At 64.1% G+C, this 20,939-nt stretch carries 17 protein-coding genes, 1 tRNA gene and 1 riboswitch; of the genes, 5 read left to right on the top strand and 13 right to left on the bottom strand.

Annotated features, from left to right (window positions below; all coding sequences use genetic code 11):
- Positions 1-2 precede the first annotated feature (2 nt).
- The 7 genes from OVA12_RS02395 to OVA12_RS02365 form a co-directional block, all read right to left on the bottom strand.
- A complete protein-coding gene (locus OVA12_RS02395; protein ID WP_268134147.1) occupies positions 3-872 on the bottom strand; it encodes a CheR family methyltransferase in 870 nt (289 codons plus the stop codon).
- Positions 869-2,068, bottom strand: a complete 1,200-nt coding sequence (locus OVA12_RS02390; protein WP_268134145.1) for a protein-glutamate methylesterase/protein-glutamine glutaminase — start codon at positions 2,066-2,068, stop codon at positions 869-871. The genes OVA12_RS02395 and OVA12_RS02390 overlap by 4 nt, the downstream gene beginning before the upstream one ends.
- Before the next feature lie 22 nt (positions 2,069-2,090).
- Positions 2,091-2,456, bottom strand: coding sequence for a response regulator (locus OVA12_RS02385; protein ID WP_268134143.1), 366 nt, complete (start codon positions 2,454-2,456; stop codon positions 2,091-2,093).
- A gap of 43 nt (positions 2,457-2,499) precedes the next feature.
- Positions 2,500-2,976: a chemotaxis protein CheW gene (locus tag OVA12_RS02380; protein ID WP_268134140.1), complete on the bottom strand. Its 477-nt coding sequence runs from the start codon at positions 2,974-2,976 to the stop codon at positions 2,500-2,502.
- A complete protein-coding gene (locus OVA12_RS02375; RefSeq protein ID WP_268134138.1) occupies positions 2,973-5,726 on the bottom strand; it encodes a hybrid sensor histidine kinase/response regulator in 2,754 nt (917 codons plus the stop codon). The genes OVA12_RS02380 and OVA12_RS02375 overlap by 4 nt, the downstream gene beginning before the upstream one ends.
- A gap of 133 nt (positions 5,727-5,859) precedes the next feature.
- Positions 5,860-6,501: a histidine phosphotransferase ChpT gene (chpT, locus tag OVA12_RS02370; RefSeq protein WP_268134136.1), complete on the bottom strand. Its 642-nt coding sequence runs from the start codon at positions 6,499-6,501 to the stop codon at positions 5,860-5,862.
- Between the two features lie 96 nt (positions 6,502-6,597).
- Entirely contained in the window at positions 6,598-7,053 is a 456-nt protein-coding gene (locus OVA12_RS02365) for a YHS domain-containing (seleno)protein (RefSeq protein WP_268134134.1), read from the bottom strand.
- 292 nt (positions 7,054-7,345) lie between these two features.
- Between OVA12_RS02365 and OVA12_RS02360 the strand changes: the two genes are divergently transcribed.
- Positions 7,346-7,960 (top strand): DUF1134 domain-containing protein, encoded by a 615-nt coding sequence (locus tag OVA12_RS02360; protein ID WP_268134132.1) that lies wholly within the window; start codon positions 7,346-7,348, stop codon positions 7,958-7,960.
- 140 nt (positions 7,961-8,100) lie between these two features.
- Positions 8,101-9,438, top strand: a complete 1,338-nt coding sequence (locus OVA12_RS02355; protein ID WP_268134130.1) for a hypothetical protein — start codon at positions 8,101-8,103, stop codon at positions 9,436-9,438.
- 162 nt (positions 9,439-9,600) lie between these two features.
- On the opposite strand, the gene OVA12_RS02350 is transcribed toward OVA12_RS02355, so the two are convergent.
- Both OVA12_RS02350 and OVA12_RS02345 read right to left on the bottom strand, forming a co-directional pair.
- Positions 9,601-9,675: transfer RNA gene (locus tag OVA12_RS02350), tRNA-Glu, on the bottom strand.
- Between the two features lie 244 nt (positions 9,676-9,919).
- Positions 9,920-10,282, bottom strand: coding sequence for a hypothetical protein (locus OVA12_RS02345; RefSeq protein ID WP_268134128.1), 363 nt, complete (start codon positions 10,280-10,282; stop codon positions 9,920-9,922).
- Here OVA12_RS02345 and OVA12_RS02340 point away from each other — a divergent pair.
- The 3 genes from OVA12_RS02340 (at position 10,281) to OVA12_RS02330 (ending at position 14,790) form a co-directional block, all read left to right on the top strand.
- Complete coding sequence (locus OVA12_RS02340; RefSeq protein ID WP_268134126.1) at positions 10,281-11,330, top strand: RluA family pseudouridine synthase; 1,050 nt, start codon at positions 10,281-10,283, stop codon at positions 11,328-11,330. The two genes, OVA12_RS02345 and OVA12_RS02340, sit on opposite strands and share 2 nt — an antisense overlap.
- Before the next feature lie 196 nt (positions 11,331-11,526).
- Positions 11,527-12,417 (top strand): RNA polymerase sigma factor RpoH, encoded by an 891-nt coding sequence (gene rpoH, locus OVA12_RS02335; RefSeq protein ID WP_268134124.1) that lies wholly within the window; start codon positions 11,527-11,529, stop codon positions 12,415-12,417.
- A gap of 165 nt (positions 12,418-12,582) precedes the next feature.
- Positions 12,583-14,790 (top strand): CHASE2 domain-containing protein, encoded by a 2,208-nt coding sequence (locus tag OVA12_RS02330; RefSeq protein ID WP_268134122.1) that lies wholly within the window; start codon positions 12,583-12,585, stop codon positions 14,788-14,790.
- A gap of 306 nt (positions 14,791-15,096) precedes the next feature.
- On the opposite strand, the gene OVA12_RS02325 is transcribed toward OVA12_RS02330, so the two are convergent.
- The 4 genes from OVA12_RS02325 to OVA12_RS02310 form a co-directional block, all read right to left on the bottom strand.
- Entirely contained in the window at positions 15,097-16,041 is a 945-nt protein-coding gene (locus OVA12_RS02325; protein ID WP_442793839.1) for an ABC transporter substrate-binding protein, read from the bottom strand.
- A gap of 70 nt (positions 16,042-16,111) precedes the next feature.
- Positions 16,112-17,131, bottom strand: a complete 1,020-nt coding sequence (locus tag OVA12_RS23865) for an ABC transporter permease (protein WP_326493879.1) — start codon at positions 17,129-17,131, stop codon at positions 16,112-16,114.
- 52 nt (positions 17,132-17,183) lie between these two features.
- Positions 17,184-17,289: riboswitch (TPP riboswitch) on the bottom strand.
- A gap of 369 nt (positions 17,290-17,658) precedes the next feature.
- Positions 17,659-19,365, bottom strand: coding sequence for a hypothetical protein (locus OVA12_RS02315; protein ID WP_268134118.1), 1,707 nt, complete (start codon positions 19,363-19,365; stop codon positions 17,659-17,661).
- Between the two features lie 172 nt (positions 19,366-19,537).
- Positions 19,538-20,830 (bottom strand): adenylosuccinate synthase, encoded by a 1,293-nt coding sequence (locus tag OVA12_RS02310; protein ID WP_268134116.1) that lies wholly within the window; start codon positions 20,828-20,830, stop codon positions 19,538-19,540.
- Positions 20,831-20,939: the final 109 nt, after the last annotated feature.

The following is a 20,939-nucleotide window of genomic DNA, read 5'->3' as shown; positions in this document are numbered from 1 at the left end:
GCTCATTTCAGTCCGAAGCTGCTTGCCATGGCCATCCGGGGGGCTGCAGAGGCGCCTGCGGCCTGCTTCAGCTGATACAGGCCACGCTGACCTGCGACCGGCTGGAAGGCATCCGTGAGGCCAACCACGGTTTCAGCGGCACCGAGAACCAGGAAGCCGTCCTCCGGCATCATCTTGGCGATGCGCTGGAGAATGTCGATCTTGGTCTGCTGGTCGAAATAGATCAGCACGTTGCGGCAGAACACGATGTCGAACTCGCCGAGGTGGCTGAAATTCTCCAGAAGGTTCAGCTTGCGCCATTCGATCATGGCGCGCAGGTCCGGATTGATCTGCCAGAGATCACCCTGCTGGGCGAAATACTTCAGCAGCATCTGGATCGGCAGGCCGCGCTGGACTTCGAACTGGCTGTAGATGCCAGCCTTTGCCTTCTCCAGAACTTCGGAGGACAGGTCCGTCCCGAGGATCCGGAAGCGCCAGCCGGCAACCTTGTGGGCTGCTTCCTTGAGGCAGATGCCGAGGGAGTACGGCTCCTGGCCCGTGGAAGCTGCAGCACACCAGATCTTGACCGAGCGCGAGCTGGCCCGCTTTTCCAGCATGGCCGGAAGCATGATGTTGTTGAAGTGCTCGAACGGCGTCTTGTCGCGGAAGAAGAACGACTCGTTCGTCGTCATCGCCTCGACAACCGCGTTGGCGAGCACCGCGTTGCCACCACGCTGCATGGCCATCACCAGGCCGGACAGCGTGTCGATGTTGTTCTTGCGAGCAACCGGAACCAGTCGGCTTTCGACCAGATACTGCTTGTCGTCGGACAGCACCAGACCCGAGCGCTCCTTGAGGAAACGCTTGAGGAACTCATACTCAGTCGGGGTCATCGGGCACTCCCCTTCAACACGCGAACGATCTTGGGACCGATTTCCATCAGGGGCAGGATGTCGCTGCACAGACCGGTGTTGGCGGCTGCTCCCGGCATGCCCCACACCACGCTGCTGGCTTCATCCTGGGCAATGATGCTGCCACCGCCGGCGGAGATGGTTTTCACACCGTTGGCGCCATCAGATCCCATGCCAGTCAAAACGACGGCGAGGGTGGCCGAGCCATAAGCCTTGGCGACGCTGTCGAACAGCGGATCGACGGCCGGCTTGCAGAAGTTCACCGGCGGATCATCGGTCAGGCGCACCTTCACGGCGCCGGCGTCCTTTTCCAGGATCATGTGCTTGCCGCCCGGAGCGACATAGACATGACCCGGCTGCAGCACGTCACCGTTTTCGGCTTCCTTGGACGGGCGTCCGGAGGCCTTGCCGATGTGCTCGGCGAGAATAGCGGTGAAGGTGGGCGGCATGTGCTGGGTGATGACGACAGGAACGTCAGTTACCGTCGAGCCGATGTCCTTCATCAACTGCTGCAGCGCCTGCGGGCCGCCCGTTGACGAACCGATCGCGAGAATTCGCGGACGGGCTGAAGAGTACGGCTTGACCTGGATACCGGCCTTGCCGCTTTCGACGCGGGCACCCGGCATCGCCGGTTTGGTGGCCAGCGCGCCGACCGGCGCCTGGGAAGCGGTCTTGCCGGCGTTGGTCTCGGCGCGCATGGTCTTGCCGCGCCCGGAGAGGCGGCGCGCCCGCTCGCCCAGAACCTTGACCTTCTCGATCAGTTCACGGCGGAAATCGACGGACGTGGTCAGCTCGGACGTGGTTTCCGGCTTCGGAACATAGTCCGCGGCGCCAAGTGTCAGGGCCTTCAGCGAAATATCGGCATTGCGGCGCGTCAGCGTCGAGGCCATGACGACAACAAGGTCGCGCTTCTTGGCAAGCATCAGCGGCAGGGCGGTCATGCCGTCCATTTCCGGCATTTCGATATCAAGGACGACCACATCCGGGTTGGAGCGCAGGATGTCGTCAACGGCAAGCTTGCCGTTCCGGTGCGAGGCCACAACGGCAAGGGCCGGGTCAGCGTCAAGCCAGCGGCCGAGCAGGCCACGGATGACGACAGCGTCATCGACGACCATCACACGGATCGGATCCGTGTTCGGCGTCGTGCCGGTGCTGGGGTTCATTTGTGCAAAGGCCATGTGGCTACCCGTTCAGGAGGGTTTAGATGAGGCCGACTTCCTGGAATTTCGCTTCGACGATTTCCCGGTCAAACGGCTTCATGATGTATTCGTTGGCCCCGGCACGAATGGCCCGGGCGATATGCGCCACATCGTTTTCCGTGGTGCAGAACACCACGATCGGCTTTTCGCCACCCGGCTCACGGCGCAGGCTCGTGAGGAACTCGAGCCCATCCATCACCGGCATGTTCCAGTCGAGCAGGATCGCATCCGGCATGGAATTGCGGCATGCATCAAGCGCCTGCTGACCGTCTTCAGCTTCCGTGATCTGGAACTGCAGATCCTCAAGGATTCTGCGAGCGACCTTGCGAATGACGCTGGAGTCATCCACCACGAGACACTGTTTCATCTGTTTCATCTCCACATTGCCAGGGCAGCGCTTGTCGATGGCCTCAGGCGGCCATCGGTTCGCTCATCATCGCCCCAAGCAGGCGCTCCACATCGAGGATCACCATCAGCCGACCATCCAGACGGTGCACGCCGGCGGAGATTTCCGCCCAGCGCTTGTCCAGGTTCTGCGGGTTCGGCTCGGCCGTCTTGGCGGACAGGGTCAGGACTTCGCCGACCGTATCGATCACCAGACCGTAGGACTCGTGCTTGTACTCGATGCCGACGGCCATCATCTGGCCATCCTGGCGCGGCGGCAGGTGCAGGCGGCGGCGCATGTCGATCGCGGTGACGATACGGCCACGCAGGTTCAGCACACCGGCAACTTCCGGCGCCGAGAGCGGCACGCGGGTGACGCTCTCCGGCACGAACACGTCGTGCACCTGGGAGATCGGCAGACCAAACAGCTGGCCGCCGATAACCACGGTGACGTACTGGATCATGTCGCTGCCAGAGGCGACGCTATGTTCCAAGACACTCATGCGGCAACTCCCATTTCACCCGAGAACACATCCTTGAGCGCGGCAATCAGACCCGGACGGTCGAACTTCGCCACGTAATCATCAAAGCCTGCCTGACGGCCGCGTTCGATCGAGGCCGGGGTGACCATGGCCGAGAGGGCCAGGACCGGCATCTTGCGGAAGCGCGGATCGCGGCGCAGGGCTTCACAGAACTCGAAGCCATTGACGCGCGGCATTTCGATATCGCTGACCACGGCCTGGAATTCGGCGCCGCTCTCAAGCAGCTCGAAGGCTTCGTCCGGACCGGTGCAGGTGGTGACGTCGTAGCCAGCCGCCTTCAGCACCGGGGTCAGCATGTTGCGGAAGAAGGCCGAGTCGTCGACGAAGAGGATCTTCTTCGTCAGCGAGCGGATGTCCATCTCCTTGCGCATGAACCAGTCTTCGAAGGCCTGCGGCAGGTAGTAGCCAAGGTCGAGGATCTCGGTCGCGCGTTCCTTGATGACCGCCGAGCCGAGGATGCCCGGGCGTTCGGAGCCAACTTCGATGTTGAGACGGTCCTCGACGATGTCGACGATCTCGTCGACCACGAGGCCCATCGAACGACCGCTGTCGGAGAACACCAGCATCGGCTGGGTCCCTTCGAGCTTGTGATGATCGCCCTCGTTGACATAGACCAGCGGCATCAGCGAACCGCGGTACTGCACCAGGTCGCGACCGTTGGAGCGTTCGATCTTCGAGACTTCGAACTCTTCCAGACGTGTAACGAGCGACAGCGGCACGGCCTTCGGCTCCGGAGCACCGGCGCGGAACAGCAGCAGCGAGATCGGCTTCTGGCCATCCGACGCAGCGCGACGGTTTTCTTCGGCTTCCTCGTTCTGCTCGGCAACCGCGCTGGATGCCTGGCTGGCCATTGCAGAGGCAATGCCGTTCGGATCGATGATCATGATCACCGAGCCGTCACCCAGGATGGTGTTGCCGGAGAACATGTTGAGGTTGCGCAGCATCGTGGACATCGGCTTGACGACGATTTCCTCGGTGTGGAAGACGCCGTCGACCACAACGCCGAAGGTCTGGCTGCCAACCTGCATGACGACGATGAAACCATTGTCGTCGTTGATCGCGTTCTCTGCGTTCTCGCCCTCGTAGATGCCGAGGAGCTGCGACAGGTGCAGCAGCGGAAGCAGCTTGTTGCGCAGACGCAGGACCGGGGTGTTCTTGATCCGCTCGATGCGGTGTTCGGAGTTGGTCTGCACGCGGACCAGCTCGACGACCGACAGCTGCGGGATTGCAAACCGGTCACCGCCGGCTTCGACGATCAGCGTCGAGACGATGGCGAGGGTCAGCGGGATCTTGATGATGAAGCTGGAGCCCTTGCCCGGCGTGGAACGCAGGTCAACGGTACCGCCGATCAGCTCGATGTTGTTGCGCACCACGTCCATGCCGACGCCGCGGCCGGACACGCTGGTGACAGCAGCAGCGGTGGAGAAGCCGGCCGCGAAGATGAAGCGATGGATCTGCGCATCGGTCATCTTGTCGATTTCGGCTTCGGTCGCCAGACCGCGCTCGACAGCCTTTGCCTTGATCTTGTCAACGTCGAGGCCTCGACCGTCGTCCTTCACCTCGATGATGATGTGACCGCCTTCGTGGTAGGCCGACAGGGTGATGATACCCTTGTCCGGCTTGCCAGCAGCCCGGCGCTGTGCCGGCATTTCGAGGCCATGGTCAGCAGAGTTGCGGACCATGTGGGTCAGCGGATCCTTGATCATTTCAAGGACCTGGCGATCGAGTTCGGTCTCGGCGCCGATCATTTCGAGTTCGATCGGCTTTTCGAGTTCCTGGCTGAGGTCGCGCACGATGCGCGGCAGCTTCTGCCAGGCGTTGCCGATCGGCTGCATGCGGGTCTTCATGACGCCTTCCTGCAGCTCGGCCGTCACGTTGGACAGACGCTGCAGCGGCACCTTGAATTCGCTGTCTTCATGACGGCGCACGATTTCCAGCAGCTGGTTGCGGGTCAGCACCAGCTCGGAAACCATGGTCATCAGGTGTTCGAGGGTCTCGACGGCGACGCGGATCGACTGGTTGGAGACACCGCCACCGGCGGCTGCCTTCTTGTCGGCCTTGTCTTCGTGATCGTCATCCTTCGGCGCGGCGGCAGCGCGCGGCGCAGGCTTCTGGGCCTTCGGCGCAGGAGCCTCGACAACGGCTTCGACCGGTGCGGCCACTTCGACTTCGATTTCCGTCTCGCGGAAGGCGCGCTCGAGTTCGTCGAGGGAGACCTCGCCCGGACGCAGGGCGCGCTCAAGTGTCTGGTCAGGGACCTTGATCGCCGGTTCGGCGACCTCGGGAGCCGGGGCCGGGGCTGCTGCCTTCACAGGGGCCGCAGCCGGCTTTTCCGCGCTCATCGACATGCGCTCCAGTTCGGAGATCAGGTCGCTGTCATCGCCCTGCGGCTCTTCACCCTCGGCGGCCTCGAGATCAGCCAGGATCTCCTTGATCCGGTCGATCGAGTTGAGGATCAGCGAAACCGCTTCCGGGGTCACCGGCACGCCATCGCGGAACTTGCCCATCAGGGTTTCGGCAGCGTGCGCGATCCCTTCCAGACGGGGGAGCCCAAGGAAACCGCAGGTTCCCTTGATGGTGTGCACCAGCCGGAAGATGTTATCCAGGATGGTGGCGTTGTTCGGCTCCTGCTCGAACTTGACGAGTTCGACGTCAACAACATCGAGACTTTCGCTGGTCTCGGTCAGAAATTCTCTGAGGAGGTCGTCCATGGCCTGCACTCACCCGACGGTTACTGGTTCCGCGCCCCGAAGGACGGCTGGACCGGGATGTCCATGGGTGAGAGGTTGGCCTCAAACAGTTAAGATAGGTTGAAACAAACAGCTGTGCTCGAATCTGTTTTTGTCAGAGTTGACGTGCGGTAAGCCTGACCAGGTCGTCTTCTTTTACAAGGTCGAGCTTCATCCCGCACTCGCGTGCAAGCAAAAGTGTGTAAATTGGCTGAACAGAATGCGCATCAACGCGCTCGGGTTCTTCGCCGCCGAGTGTCGCCTGCATTCCCAGCGGAATCCTTGGATTTACGCCCTTTGCAGTCAGCTCGAAGTTCGGCTTCGCGGGCTCTCCGGTCATGCGGATGATGATCTCGCCTCCGCGCGGAACGCACTGGTTGGCAATCAAGAGCAAGTTTAGCAATAGTTTAACCAAGTTTTTCGGCATCAGGTGCCGATCAACCTGCCAATTGAGATTGGACTTCTCGTTCTCCATCAGCGCCGTGGCAACGGACTGGGCATCCCCCAGATCGATTTCGGCGCCAGCGGAACCAGCTGCACCAAAGGCAAGACGGGCAAACTGAAGCTTGGCGGATGCCTGACGCGCGCTCTTGCGGATCAGGTCCATGGCGAACTCGCGCATGTCGCCGGCATTGTCATCGTCGAGCACTTCGAGCCCGTTGATGATCGCTCCCACAGGAGAAATGATGTCGTGGCAGATCCGGCTGGAGACCAGCGCCGCAAGGTCGAGCGAGGTGAGGTCTTTGAGTTCGGACATGCGTGTCAGTCTCCGGTTCTGCGAAAGCCGTCGGGTGATTCGCTGCTGCAGCGCAGAGGGTTACACAGCCCTGCGCGCCCTGCCAAGCGCAGGGGCCTATTTGCGCGGCTGGCAGCCAGTCTTCGCGGCATTTGCCTGTGCATCGGGCAAGGCTGTCTCTCTTTCCACCAGGAACAGGAAGCGGTTCACAGCGGTGTGGAAGAAGTACAGCCGGTTGTCGATGATGGCAAAGATGGACGGATTGCCCGCTGTCGCATAGCCCTCTGCCAGTGCATAAGCCCCGCACCCGGCAAACTGCGGCGCATAGACCTCAGGTGAGCGCTCGAACGCGGCACGGTTGCCCTCGTTGAGAAACAGCCACCGCGCGCCGCGCCAGGCATATTCCAGCTTCGGAGTGCCCATGCGTGGCCGGCGGTCAACGAAGAAGGCGACAGGGTCATAGCCGCCCAGCGCATAGCCTGTGACTGGATCGGCGAGGAAATAGGCCGGCCGCGCCTGCAGCGGCATCACGCCGCCGGCACCAAGCACAATCGCAAACGTGACCAGCGCCAAACGGACCTGCCGACATCCGGCCACAAGGAACTTCCGCAGCTCCGGCCTTAGCTTGGTCAGATTTCGTCTACACTCTCGCATCGATTCGGAGCCGAACTTCCTGTCAGCCGGCGATTCGCCGTCCTGCAAGCCTAGCACGGGTGGACCACCGGACGGCCGAAATGAGGCAGGCAGTCAGCGAAGAACGGACTTTGGACTGGAACCTTTGCCCCCTTGCGGGATTGTTCCGCACAGACGCCAGATCCCGGTTCGGCACCGCCGGGGTCCGAGCCAGAGAAGGAGACTTGCAAGGATGCGCAACCTGACCCGCCCTGCCGCCGCCCGTCGCCATGTCCTGCCGTTCGCAGCACTCGCTCTTGCCTTTGCGCTGATACTCTCTGCCGGAGCAGATCGCGCGCTCGCACAATCCAACGCGCCCGGCGGCGCAAACTACAGCCAGCAGGAAATCGTCGATGCCGGACATCGGTTCTTCGGCTCCGTTTCCGGCGGCCTCGCATCGGTGATCGAGAATGCTTTCAAGAGCTACGGCGAGCCGAATGGCTACATCCTGGGCGAGGAAGGCTCCGGCGCGCTGATTGCCGGCGCGCGCTACGGCGAAGGCGACCTGTTCACCCGCAATGCCGGCAATCACAAGGTTTTCTGGCAGGGGCCTTCAATCGGCTGGGACTTCGGCGGTGACGGTGCCCGCGTGATGATGCTGATCTACAATCTGCCGAATGTGGAATCGATGTATCAGCGTTACGCCGGCGTGAATGGGTCCGCCTATCTCATCGGTGGCTTCGGCATGACCGTGCTGAACAACAACAACATCCTGGTTGTTCCGGTAAAGGCCGGCGTCGGCGCACGCCTTGGCCTGAACATCGGCTATCTGAAGTTCACCCAGCAGCCGACCTGGAACCCGTTCTGACAACAGGACTATCGGGGCAGCGGCGCACAATTTGCCAGCCGCGCCCCCTTGGCCTTCTCACTGCCCTCGGGTAATCATGGGGAGGCGGTCCGGTAGCGGACCCGGACGAGCCGGCGAGGCAGCGCGTGATCGAAGCGGCGATGTATGCATTCCTGGGGTTCCTGGCAGCCGGGCTGCTGGCACTCCTGCTGTTGCCCGCCGTGTGGCGCAGAGCTGTGCGGCTGACGCGCGAGGCTGTTCTGGCCACGCATCCCTCGACCTATCGGGAAGTGAAGGCGGCGCAGGATGCCGTGCGCGCCGAGGCGGCCCTCACCCACCGCCGGCTCGAGCGCGAACTCGAGCGCCTGAAGGCGCAGGCCGCGCAGGCACGTGCCGAGGCCGGCAAATACTTGCCAGACCGCCTCGCCATCCAGGCCGAACGCAAGGAACTGTCCGAACACCGGCGCGAAGTGGACGCGCTGCTGGCTGCGCAGACCGAAGACAACACGACGCTGAAGGAAGACCTGGCGCTCGCCCGCAGTGAGGCGCAGGAGCTGGCACAGAACCTGGCACAAGCGAAGCAGGAACTGGCCGAATTGCGTCAGTTGCTCGATTCCCGGCGTGGCACAAGTTCCGATCCGTTGGCTGCCGTCACGATCTCGGCGCTTGAGGCGCAGATCGCCAGCCTGCAACGACAACTGGCCAGCCGCCAGACGCCCTCCCCTACCCCGCAATCCACCGGCGAAGCCGTCGCTGTACAAGTGCAGCCGGATGCAGACAGCGTTGGCCTGCGCCGGACGCTTGCGCAGCTTGAGAGCGAGCTGATGGATCGGGAAGCTGACTTCATCGCGGCACAAGCGGATGTGGCCCGGCTGACCTTGCAGCTGGATCTGGCAGGTGGTCTGCCCGACGACATGATCGCGCAGATGGACGTCAGCCTGAAGGATGCCGCCCGCGACAACGCCCGGCTCGCCGCGCGTGCCGCAGCACAGGACCGGGCCTTGACCCGGACCCGCAGCGAGATCGCGCGCCTGACGGCAGAACTGGCCACGAGCCCCGGCGTGCAAGCCCTGCGCGACGAGCTGAAGGCCCTGGCGGCACAGGTTATTTCTGCAAAGACGGCAGAGGAGACGGGCGACAAGCCGAAGGCGCCGCGCACACGCAAGGCAGCGAACAAAGCCGGGACCGCAGCCTCAGCCTCCGAGTTGCCCGCTCCGGCCACGCCGGCAACGGCTGCGCGCCTGTCTGCCGTAGAAATTGCCGGGCGGATCGTCCGTGCCAGCGCCGCCGCCCGCGAAGCATTGGCGACATCTACAGCTCCGCAGGCCGAGCCGGTCGCTCCAGAAACAAAGCCGCGCCGTGTCGCCAAGGCAGCCGAGACCTCCGGTGCACCAGAGGCATCCGCCGCACCGCAGCAGCAGACACCGTCGCCGGCACAGGCGTCAGGCGATCCCGCACCGCGCGGTGGCCGGGAAGGCAAGAAGCAGGTCGTTGCCTGACGCTTTTTGCGCAAGCTGCGTGGTCGGTTGAAGACGCTCGCAGTGTTGCAAGCGGGCACATCAGCGCGGACTTGATCGCAGCCAGCAGCTGGATTCAGGCAAACAAACAACATTGTCCAGCTGGCAGGCCAGCAGTACATCTTCAAATCTGATCGGGAAAGTTGGTACTCCCAAGGGGAATCGAACCCCTGTTTCCGCCGTGAGAGGGCAGCGTCCTGACCGCTAGACGATGGGAGCGGCTGCAACGGGCAAAGCCGTGTCGTTGCGAGACCGCCCGTATAATTGTTTGCCGGCTGCAAGGCAAGCGGTTTTTCGGACCCTGAACTGGCTGCGGTGACGTCTCTTCCCTGCTGTCCCGGCACGAGGCCGGGACGGCGCGGAGGGGGTGGGTGAGCTGCGGTGAAGGCGTACCCCGAACCGGAGTGCTGAGTTGGTGGCGAGGTTTGGTGGCGCGCAGCTGCTTGCTGAAACGCCCTCCAGCTCAGGGCCTTGTAAGCGTTGTCCGGCCGAGAACCTTGCCGGTGGCTGTGTCCATGCGCTGGATGACCGTCGTGGTCCCGTCCTGGACCAGCAGGTACAGCACGCCGTCGGAGACCGACAGGCTGCGGACCTCGCCGGCCCCTTCAAGGGCGATGGATTCCGGCCAGTTTCCACCCGGCACCTTGCAGACGGAATTGACCTTGTAGATGATTGCTGCCAAGAGGGCACCAATGCCGGCGATCATGATCAGGGTCGAGCCGGCCACCAGCCGGCGCAGACGCGACTGCACACGCAGCACCGCAGGATCAAGCGGCGCTTCTTCAGCGTTCCCCGGCTCGCGATCATCAAAGGCAGACTTGGTCATGACAGACAGAACTCCAGTACAGCCGACGTTCGTGGACGAAGGCGAAGACGGGCACGACGACGCGGTTTCCGGCTTCGTAGCCGGGCCAGACGACGCGGGCAAGCGGCTGGATGCGGTTCTGGCTGCCCATTTCGCCGATCTCAGCCGCAATCGCCTGCAAAACCTCATCAAGGCCGGCGAGGTCTCGGTCAATGACAAGACCGTGAAGGAAGCCAAGTACAAGGTTCACGACGGCGACAGCCTGACGCTCACCCTGCCCGAGCCCGAAGATCCGGAGCCGCAGGGCGAGGATATCCCGCTCGACATCGTCTACGAGGACGACGCGCTGATCGTCATCGACAAGCCGGCCGGACTGGTGGTGCATCCTGGCGCGGGCAACTGGACCGGCACGCTGGTCAACGCGCTGATCCACCATTGCGGCGACAGCCTGTCCGGCATCGGCGGTGTGCGGCGGCCCGGCATCGTGCACCGGCTGGACAAGGACACGTCCGGCCTTCTGGTGGTGGCCAAGACGGACCAGGCGCACAAGGGCCTGTCAGAGCAGTTTGCCGATCACGGCCGGACCGGACCGCTGGAGCGTTCCTATCAGGCGCTGGTCTGGGGCGCGCCTTCGGGCCTGCGCGGCACAGTCGATGCCAACCTCGCCCGGTCAGAAGCCAATCGGCAGAAGATCAACGTGGTGCGCACCGGTGGACGCCATGCCGTCACCCACTGGCAGGTGCAGGAACGCTTCGGCCCGGCTGACCAGCCTTCGCTGGCCGCGCTGGTCGAATGCATGCTGGAAACCGGCCGCACGCACCAGATCCGCGTGCACATGGCCCATGTCGGCCTGCCGCTGATCGGCGACCATGTCTATGGCGCCGGGTTCAAGACCAAGGCCAATCCCCTGCCCGAGCCGCTGCGCTCGGAAGTGCTGAATTTCCCGCGTCAGGCACTGCATGCCGGACTGCTGGCCTTCGAACATCCGGTCACCGGCGAGACCATGACCTTCGAGAGTGACATTCCGGACGACTTCAAGGCCCTGCTGGACGCATTACGAAAATTTTAGGTTCGGACGGGTGCGCCCGGTCCTGTAATTGACGCAATGCTACTTATATCCTTCTGCATCGGCGAGCCGGGAACCGGACGCCGGTGAACCGCGTTGCCACAGGATGACCGGCACAAATCGCCTCTCCAGACGTCCGGGATGGACAGGGAGCGGGCCGCCGGTCAGGGGGACGCCAGCCAAGAAGGGGGCGCATTTCATGGCCCGGAATGTACCAATGCTTGTCGCCGGTGAAGGCGGCCTGAGCCGATATCTTGATGAAATCCGCCGGTTTCCGATGCTGGAGCCGCAGGAAGAATACATGCTCGCCAAGCGCTACCGGGAGCATGATGACCCTGCAGCCGCCGAGAAGCTGGTGAACTCGCATCTGCGCCTCGTGGCGAAGATTGCCATGGGATACCGCGGCTATGGCCTGCCGATCGGCGAAGTCGTATCGGAAGGCAACGTCGGCCTGATGCAGGCGGTCAAGCGCTTCGAACCCGAACGCGGCTTCCGCCTCGCCACCTATGCCATGTGGTGGATCAAGGCTGCGATCCAGGAGTACATCCTGCGCTCGTGGTCGCTGGTCAAGATGGGCACGACGGCCAACCAGAAGCGTCTGTTCTTCAACCTGCGCCGTCTGAAGAGCCGCATCCAGGCTCTGGATGAGGGTGACCTGAAGCCGGAACAGGTGCAGGAAATTGCCACCAAGCTGGGCGTGACCGAACAGGACGTCGTGTCGATGAACCGGCGCCTTGGCGGCGATGCCTCGCTGAACGCCCCGATCCGTTCTGCGGAAGCGGAAAGCGGCGAGTGGCAAGACTGGCTTGTCGACGAGAGCGACAGCCAGGAGACCCTGCTCGCCAACCAGGAAGAACTGGACCAGCGCCGCAAGCTGCTGTCGGATGCGATGGAAACGCTGAACGAGCGTGAGCGGCGCATCTTCGAGGCCCGCCGGCTTGCCGAAGAACCCGTCACGCTGGAAGACCTCTCCGCCGAGTTTGGCGTCAGCCGCGAGCGCGTGCGCCAGATCGAGGTGCGGGCGTTCGAAAAGGTGCAGCAGGCCGTGCAGAAGAGCGCAAGGGCTCTGGAACAATCGACGCTGAACTGAGCTGTTTCGTCCCCTCCCCGCGTCCCGGCACTTCGCCGGGACGGCGCGGCCGTGCGGTCTCTGACCCGCGCCCGATTGCTGTGCTTTCCCCTCCCGCAAAACGTGTTTCGTCCCGGATCATTCTGATCTAGGGTGCTGCATTGTCAGCACTTTGTGGGGAGCACCGTGGCGCTCAGACGTTTGACGGGAAAGCGGTTTGTGGTGGGCTTTTGCGCTGCCCTGACGCTTGGCCTCATGACGGCGATCCGCGCGCTGAACCCGGATTTTCTCGTCTCGGTGCGCGAACTGACCTTCGATTACCTGCAACGTCTGGCCCCGCGCGCCTACCAGGACCTGCCGGTGCGCATCGTCGACATCGACGAGGCGTCGATTGCCGCCTATGGGCAGTGGCCCTGGCCGCGCAGCCGCATCGCGGAGCTTGTCACCGGGCTGAACGAGCTGGGCGCGGCGGTGATCGCTTTTGACGTGATCTTTGCCGAAGCCGACCGCTCCTCCCCCGTCCGCCTTGCCGAGACGCTGGATCTTGGCGACCGGGCCGACGAGGCCGAAATCCGCGCTGCCCTTGCCCGCCTGCCCGACACGGACAAGGTGCTGGCCGAGGCACTGGCCAGTGCGCCGACCGTGCTCGGCTTTGCGGTTCTGCCAACGACCGCACCGCGCCTCCCGGCGCAAAAGGCCGGCATTGCCTTTGGCGGCGCCGATCCGGCAACGATCCTGCCCACATTCCCCTCGGCCCTGGCGGCCTTGCCCGTGCTGGAAGAGGCTGCCAGCGGCACCGGCTCGGTGTCCCTGTCCGCCAGCGACACTGGCGGCGTGGTGCGCCGGATCCCGCTGCTGTTCTCGGATGGCAAGACGGTGTTTCCGAGCCTCGCCATCGAGGCCCTGCGCGTCGCGCAAGGCGCCAGCGGCCTGATCGCGCGCAGCAGCACCGCCAGCGGCGAGACCACAGGCGAGCGGCCCGCGCTGACTGACCTCAAGGTCGGGTCCTTTGTCGTGCCAACCACCGCCATCGGTGAGCTGTGGGTGCATTACGACAAGGACCGGCCGGAGCGCTATGTCTCGGCACTGGATGTGCTGGATCCGGCCAGACGCGCCGCCTTGCGCAGCCGGATCGAAGGCAACATCGTCTTCGTTGGGACATCCGCCGCCGGACTGTTCGATATCCGCGCAACACCGCTTGGCCAGCTGGTGCCGGGGGTGTCGATCCATGCGCAGGCCACGGAACAGATCATCACGAATGATTTTCTCGTCCGGCCGGACTGGGCCGACGGGCTGGAGTTGATTGCCACCTTCGCCGGCGGTTTCCTGCTAGTGCTGCTGCTGCCGTTTGCCGGTGGCCTCGCAACCGGATTGTTTTCGCTGCTCATCGCCGGCGGCCTCACCGGCGGGGCAATCTATCTCTACCTGACCCGCAACCTGTTGATCGATCCGCTCTATCCGTCGGTCACGGCCTTCGTGGTCTTCGCCGTGGGCATGGCGCTGCTTTACGTGCTGACCGACAAGGAAAAGCGCTTCGTGCGGCAGGCCTTCAGCCAATACCTGTCGCCGGATCTGGTACATCAGCTGGAGAAGCGGCCGGATCAGCTGGTGCTGGGCGGGGAGCTCAGGCCGATGACCATCCTGTTCATGGACGTCCGCGGTTTCACGCCGATTTCGGAACAGCTGACGCCGACGGAGCTGGTGCATTTCCTCAACACGCTGCTGTCGCCGCTGTCCGACGCCATCCAGGCGCATGGCGGCACCATCGACAAATACATCGGCGATAGCATCATGGCCTTCTGGAATGCGCCGGTGACCGAGGAGGACCATGCCGCCCTCGCCTGTGCCGCCTCGCTGGAGATGCTGCGGATCGTCGAGCAGCTGAACGAGACTGATGCATTCGCCTTCAAGGCACGGGGCCTCCGGGCGCAAACAGTGCAGATCGGCATCGGCCTCAACACCGGCGAGGCCTGCGTCGGCAACATGGGATCAAGCCGCCGTTTCAACTATTCCGTCATCGGCGATGCGGTGAACGTCGCCAGCCGGATTGAATCCAGCTGCAAGGGCGTCGGGGCGGAATTGCTGGTGTCCGGCGACACCCGGACCGAGGCGCCCGATTTCGCCTATCTGGAGGCCGGCGCCATCCCGCTGAAGGGCAAGTCGCTTCCGGTCAAGCTGTTCGCGCTGGTCGGCGATGAAGACCACAGACGCACCGAAGAGTTCCAGAAGCTCGAGCTCCAGCATATGGCGCTGGTCGAGGCCCTGGATGAAGGCGCCGCACGGCGGGCGGACGAGGCTCTTGCCGCCTGCCGCGCGCTTGCCCCGCAGTCGCTCGGGCCCTTCTACGACAAGATGGCCGAACGCGTGGCCGGCCTTGCCATGGCAGCGCAGTAAGGCGCAGAGGCAACGCACCGGAACAAGCTCCGCGCTGTCCCGGCCTTGTGCCGGGACCCGTAATGGCCTCGCCGCGTCGCATCCATCTTCAGAGGAAGCGCGATCCTGACAGGTCCCGGCACAAGGCCGGGACAGCGCGGAGCGTGGTTGTCCTTCCGGTTCAGAGAAATCCCCCAAACCCCTCCCCACGAGGGGGAGGGAGCTTCGAGACTCCGGCACGGTTGAACTGTTTCAGCTCCGTATTTCAGCACACACTGCTGACACTGCCGCTTCGGCCAGACTGCAGGAGCGGCAGTGTCAGGGGGGTCAGTTCACTTCCCGGGCGTAGGTTTCGACCGGGGGAACGGACTTGATCAGTTCGCTGTCCTTCAGGAAGGTGGCGAAGCGGGTGTAGCGGGCGGCGTCCAGCGCGCCCGGACGCTTGGCAAAGCGCGGCAGCGTATCGGCCCAGGCCCGGCGGTTCAGCGTGTCATCGAGGTTCGGATGTGCCGCGATGAAGGCTTGCCACGCTTCGTCCGGGTGGTTGGTGAGGTATATCGTTGCCTTCTCGACGGCAGCGAGGAACTTCGGCAGACGCGGATCGTCCAGCTTGTCCTTGTGCGCGACATAGATCAGCTCGTCGAACACGGGAACACCGTTCTCTTCCGGGTAGAAGGCCTTGCCCTTCTTGCCCTCGATCTCGATCTGGGTCAGCTCGAAATTACGGTAACCACCGATGATGGCATCGACCTGACCGGACAGCAGCGCCGGCGACAGGGCGAAGTTGACGTTGATCAGCTCGACATCGGTGATGGCAAGCCCCTGCGACTTCAGCATCTGGCCAAGCATCGCATCCTCGAAGCCGGAGACGGAGAAACCGATCTTCTTGCCCTTCAGGTCGGCGAGGGTTTTGATCGGGCCATCCTCCAGCACGATCAAGGAGTTGAGCGGCGTCTCGACCAGCGTGCCGATCCAGCTGAGCGGCAGTCCTTCGTCAATCTGGGCATGCAGGGTCGGCTGATAGGAGACCGCGATCTCGGCCTGGCCGGCGGCAACCAGCTTCGGCGGCATGGACGGATCGGCCGGTTCGATCAGCTCGACCTCAAGACCTTCGGCCGCGAAGAAACCCTTCTGCTTGGCAACGACAAGCGGGGCGTGATCCGGGTTGGTGAACCAGTCCATCAGGACGGTAAGCTTCTCGGCGGCAAGGGCCGGTGTCGTTGTGAGCAGCGCGGCAGCAAGCGCGAGGGACGCAAGACGGGACAAGCGGATACTCCTTGGGTTGAAGCCCGGCAGCAGCGCCGGGACGGGGAAGAACAAGACGGTCTGGCGAAAGGCTGGATCAGTCTTCAGGCTGCCAGGAGACCAGACGGCGGGTGAGCCGGTCGGCGGCAAAACGCAGGGCCAAGACCATGGTGGCCAGCAGGAACAGGGCTGCAAACATCACATCAGTCTGCATGCGGGCGTTGCTCTGCAGCATGATGAAAGCCAAGCCGCCCTTGGCCCCCACCCATTCGCCGACAACCGCACCAATGGGGGCGAAGACGGCAGCAATGCGGATGCCGGAGGCGAGCGCCGGCATCGCCGAGGGAATGCGCAGCAGGGTCATCTCCTGCCAGCGCGTCGCCCGGTAGAGCTTTGAGAGGTCGGCCAGTCCAGGATCCATCCGGCGGAGGCCATCAAAGAAGCTGGACGTGACGGCAAAGAAGATGACCAGCACCGCCATCACGATCTTGGACGCAAGGCCAAAGCCGAGCCAGAGCACAAGAATGGGGGCGATGGCGAAAACGGGCAGCGCCTGGGTGACAAGGACGACCGGCAGCAGGCCGCGCCGGACAAGCGACGACAGCCACATCACCAGCGCCACCAGCATGCCCGCCGCAACGCCGAAGACAAAGCCCAGCAAGGTCTCGGTCAGCGTCAGCCCTGCGTGATACAGCAGGAACGAGGGTTGGCGAGCAAAGGCCTCGACCACGGCCCATGGCCTCGGCAGCATGTAAGGCGGGATTTCGGCAAGACGGACCAGCAGGTCCCAGGCCAGGAAAAGGACACCTGCGGTCACAAGGCCACCGGCAAGATCCTTCCACTGGTCGGAGCGGAGGAAGCTGCGCGGGCGGTTGGAAGGATCTGGCTGGCGTGCGAAGGACTCAACCGCGGCCCATGGCCTTGGCAGCATGCAAAGCGTGATTTCGGCGAGAGGGATCAGAACGTCCCAGGCCAGGAAAAGGACGCCTGCGGTCACAAGGCCGCCGGCAAGATCCTTCCACCGGGCGGAGTGGAGGAAGCTGCGGGGGCGGTTGGCCACGGCAGGGGCGGCCGCAGAACGAGACAAGGGCCCGAGCGGGCCTGAGGCAATCGACACGACAAGGATCTCCCGTCATCGGTACAACCGAACGCGCATGGAGACCCGGGATAAGGCTAAAGGCTTCCGTCCCTTCGCCGGCATGACCCGGATCAGGTTCTAAGGGTTCGGCGTCGAACGCCATCTCAGCTCACTTCGGAGCACCCCTCGGACCGGGACCGAACATGCGTGTTTGCGCCGGTCTTGGCAAGATGGAAAATCAGGATGATTGCGCGGCGAAGGATTACGCGGGGGCACGGGACGGTTTCGTCGCCATGAAGGTACCACCGAAGTCACCCCGGGCGAGCAACGCGAGACCCGGGGCCTACTCGCTTCCAGAGCGCCAGCGATGTCCGCCGTATTCCGGAGGCCGCATCGGTAACAGCGTTCTGCAGGACGACGGCAGTGTCACAATCTCCGCTCTTGGAACGAGTAGGCCCCGGGCTCGCGCTGCGCTTGGCCGGGGTGACGCGGAGCAAGGCTTGACCTGTCCGCCAAAAAGCAAAAACGGGGCCCGAAGGCCCCGTCAGAACACGATCTCCGCAGGATCAACCCTTGGTCCAGGAGGCCATGGCCTGTTCCAGGGCGCGGGCACCGGGCGTGCCTTTTTCGAGCGTCAGGATGGCGCGTTTGCCGGTTTCATACAGCATCGGGATGTCGATCCAGCCGCGTTCGCGCAGGAGAGCAAGGTTGCGGTCGCGTTCGTTGTCGATGCTGGACAGGGCGATCCAGAAGAAGCCCGGCGCGACCTTCACCGACGCGCCCAGCAGCGCATCGCCACGGGCTTCCTCGGTCGGCTTCATCACCAGACCGGGGACATTGGCGACGTCCTTGCCGGAGAAGCCATCCGGGATCTGATACTGGATCTCGACGAGGTGGCTGGCGGGCAGCGACGCATCCGTGTTGGGCTTGATCCGGACCGACACAGCGATGTTGCGATCCGGGATCTCGGCCTGTGCCGCCAGAACCTGAACCTTCTTGCCGGCGCTGTCGGTTTCCTCGATCACGCTCCAGGCGACGCGGCCCTGCGAAGCCGTGCCGGAGCCGGAGGCGTCTTCGCCTTCCTCGTAAAGGATCGAGCGCTGCGCGACGATGGATTCAGCCGGAACCTCGGCCGGAGCCGGAGCTGTCACCGGGGCCGCAGCCACGGGCGTCTCGACCGGCGCCGACGTTGCCGGGGCAACCGGGGCCGGAGTGATCGCGGCAGGCGCAGATGCTGCTGGCTGCTGCGACGGCGTGATCAGGGTGGTGGTGACCGTCCGCGCATCCGGCGCGGCAGCAGGCTCGCCGCTGTCGGTGAGCAGGCGATCGTTGGCCTTCTCGATCTTGCCGTTTTCCCCTGCAGCAGGCGTGCCCGACGACGGCTGCGCCCCCTGATCGGACGGAGCAACGGCGACGGCAGGCGTGCCATCTCCGGAGAAGAGCCCGGCAATCATGTCGCGCTGGCCGAACAGGACCGCCGCGAGGCCGATGATGATGAGAACAAGTCCGCCCAGCAGAGCGTAGCGGGTGATCGGCACACCGCCGCCGTCGCGGTCCATCTGACGCGCGCGTGGCGCCTTGCGCTCAGGCGCAGCTGCAGCCGGGGCGGCGACGCGGTCCGGGGCCAGCGCCGGCTCCGGGCGCCGATCCAGGCGAGGGTCCTGACGGGGGTCGGGGCGCGGATCGGGGCGCGGATCGCTGGCACGGGAGGCGACAGGCGCAACAGGATCAAGGGACGGCCCGGCTGCGCGCGACGGCGCGGCGGGGGCAGAAGGCTCGGCGCCAAAGCTGGGCTCACGGCGTGGCTGGGGTTCAGCGGGCGCGGCAGGCTCAGGCGAAAACGCCTCGCGCGCGGTCTGGACGGCGCGGGATGAGGCCTGACCGAGGCGCTCGGCTTCCTGAACGGTCGCGCCCAGCGGGGTGCGGGCTGCGGGCGGTGCCATGCCGGCAGGCGGATTGGCCACCGGGGCATCCGCCGGCTTCGGCGTATAGGCGGCAGCCGGTGCAGCGGCCGGCGCAGGATCGGAGCTGCCGGGAGCGGACCGGCTCGCCATCAGGGTTTCGCGGGCGGCTTCGGCTTCGACCTTGCGGATCGATTCTTCGAGGCGAAGCTGTTCTGCGGTGATTTCGGCAGGCGTGAGAGGGGGCTCGTAGGCCTTGAGCTGGCTGACGATCGCGTTGCGCGCGCGGCTGTAGACGTTTCTGCGGGCCGCACCGTTGTTTTCCGGCAACGAGGCGATCGTTTTCTTCAGGATCGAATAGTAATCAGCCATTGGCTCGCTCGTGAGGGGCTCCGTTGCCGCCAAACCCTGCAAATCAGGGACCGCGGACGTCAACCATTTGTAGGCGCATCACCGTCATGCGCAAGTGCCGTTTCTCACCTGCCGTAAAGGCAGAAATGGGGCGGTGCTGCCACCGCCCCCTTCATGGGGCATGCCCCTCGTCTCAATCCTGGAACGGGTTGTGCACCAGGATGGTGTCATCGCGCTCCGGGCTGGTCGACAGGATGGCGACCGGTGCACCGATCAGCTCTTCGACGTAGCGGACATATTTGACCGCCTGCGCCGGAAGTTCCGCCCAGCTGCGCGCGCCCTTGGTGGTTTCCTTCCAGCCTGGAAGGGTCTCGTAGATCGGAACGACACGGGCCTGCGCGCCCTGCGAGGCCGGCAGATAGTCGATGCGCTTGCCGTCGAGTTCGTAGGCAACGCAGATCTTCAGCTCATCGAGGCCGTCCAGAACATCGAGCTTGGTCAGCGCGATGCCGGTGATGCCCGAGGTGCAGACCGTCTGGCGGACGAGAACCGCATCGAACCAGCCGCAGCGGCGCTTGCGCCCGGTCACGGTGCCGAATTCATGGCCCCTGGTGCCGAGGAACTCGCCGATCTCGTCGTTCAGCTCGGTCGGGAACGGACCTTCGCCGACGCGGGTGGTGTAGGCCTTGGTGATGCCGAGGACATAGTCGATGGCATTGGGGCCAAGACCCGAACCAGCCGAGGCCTGGCCAGCCACGGTGTTGGACGAAGTCACGAAAGGATAGGTGCCGTGGTCGATGTCGAGCAGCGCGCCCTGCGCACCTTCGAACAGCAGGCGCTTGCCTTCGCGGCGCTGGCCATCGAGCAGGCGCCAGACCGAGTCCATGTACGGCAGGACGATGTCAGCGACGGACGCTAGTTCCTGGTAGATCGCCTCGGCGGAGATCTCGGTCTGTCCGAGGCCACGGCGCAGCGGATTGTGATGCGCCAGCAGCCGGTCGATCTTGGCCGGGAGCGTGTCGAGATTGGCAAGGTCCATCAGACGGATCGAGCGGCGGCCGACCTTGTCCTCATAGGCCGGGCCGATGCCGCGGCCCGTGGTGCCGATTCGGGTGCCCGTGTTGGAATTCTCGCGCAGGGCGTCCAGCTCGCGGTGCAGCGACAGGATCAGCGTCGCGTTTTCAGCGATGCGCAGGGTTTCCGGCTCGACGGAAACGCCCTGATCGCGCAGACGGCCGATTTCGGCAACCAGCGCATGCGGATCGACAACCACACCGTTGCCGATGACAGAGAGCTTGCCCGGACGCACGACGCCCGAGGGCAACAGGGAGAGCTTGTAGCTGACGCCATCGATGACGAGCGTATGGCCGGCATTGTGCCCGCCCTGGAACCGGACGATCACGTCGGCCTGGACCGACAGCCAGTCGACGATCTTGCCCTTGCCTTCATCGCCCCACTGGGAACCGACGACAACCACATTGGCCATTGGTGCCAAGCCCTCCTTGAAAAGGAAAAACAGGTCGGAGGCCCTGAATGCCCCCAACATACAAAGCCCCGGAGGGTACCGGGGCAAACGCGGCGGACTATAGCCACTT

It is taken from the genome of Pannonibacter sp. SL95, from assembly GCF_026672425.1.
GTDB lineage: Bacteria > Pseudomonadota > Alphaproteobacteria > Rhizobiales > Stappiaceae > Pannonibacter.
Note: the sequence above shows the minus strand (reverse complement) of the source record. Positions and strands in the feature narration are given on the sequence as shown.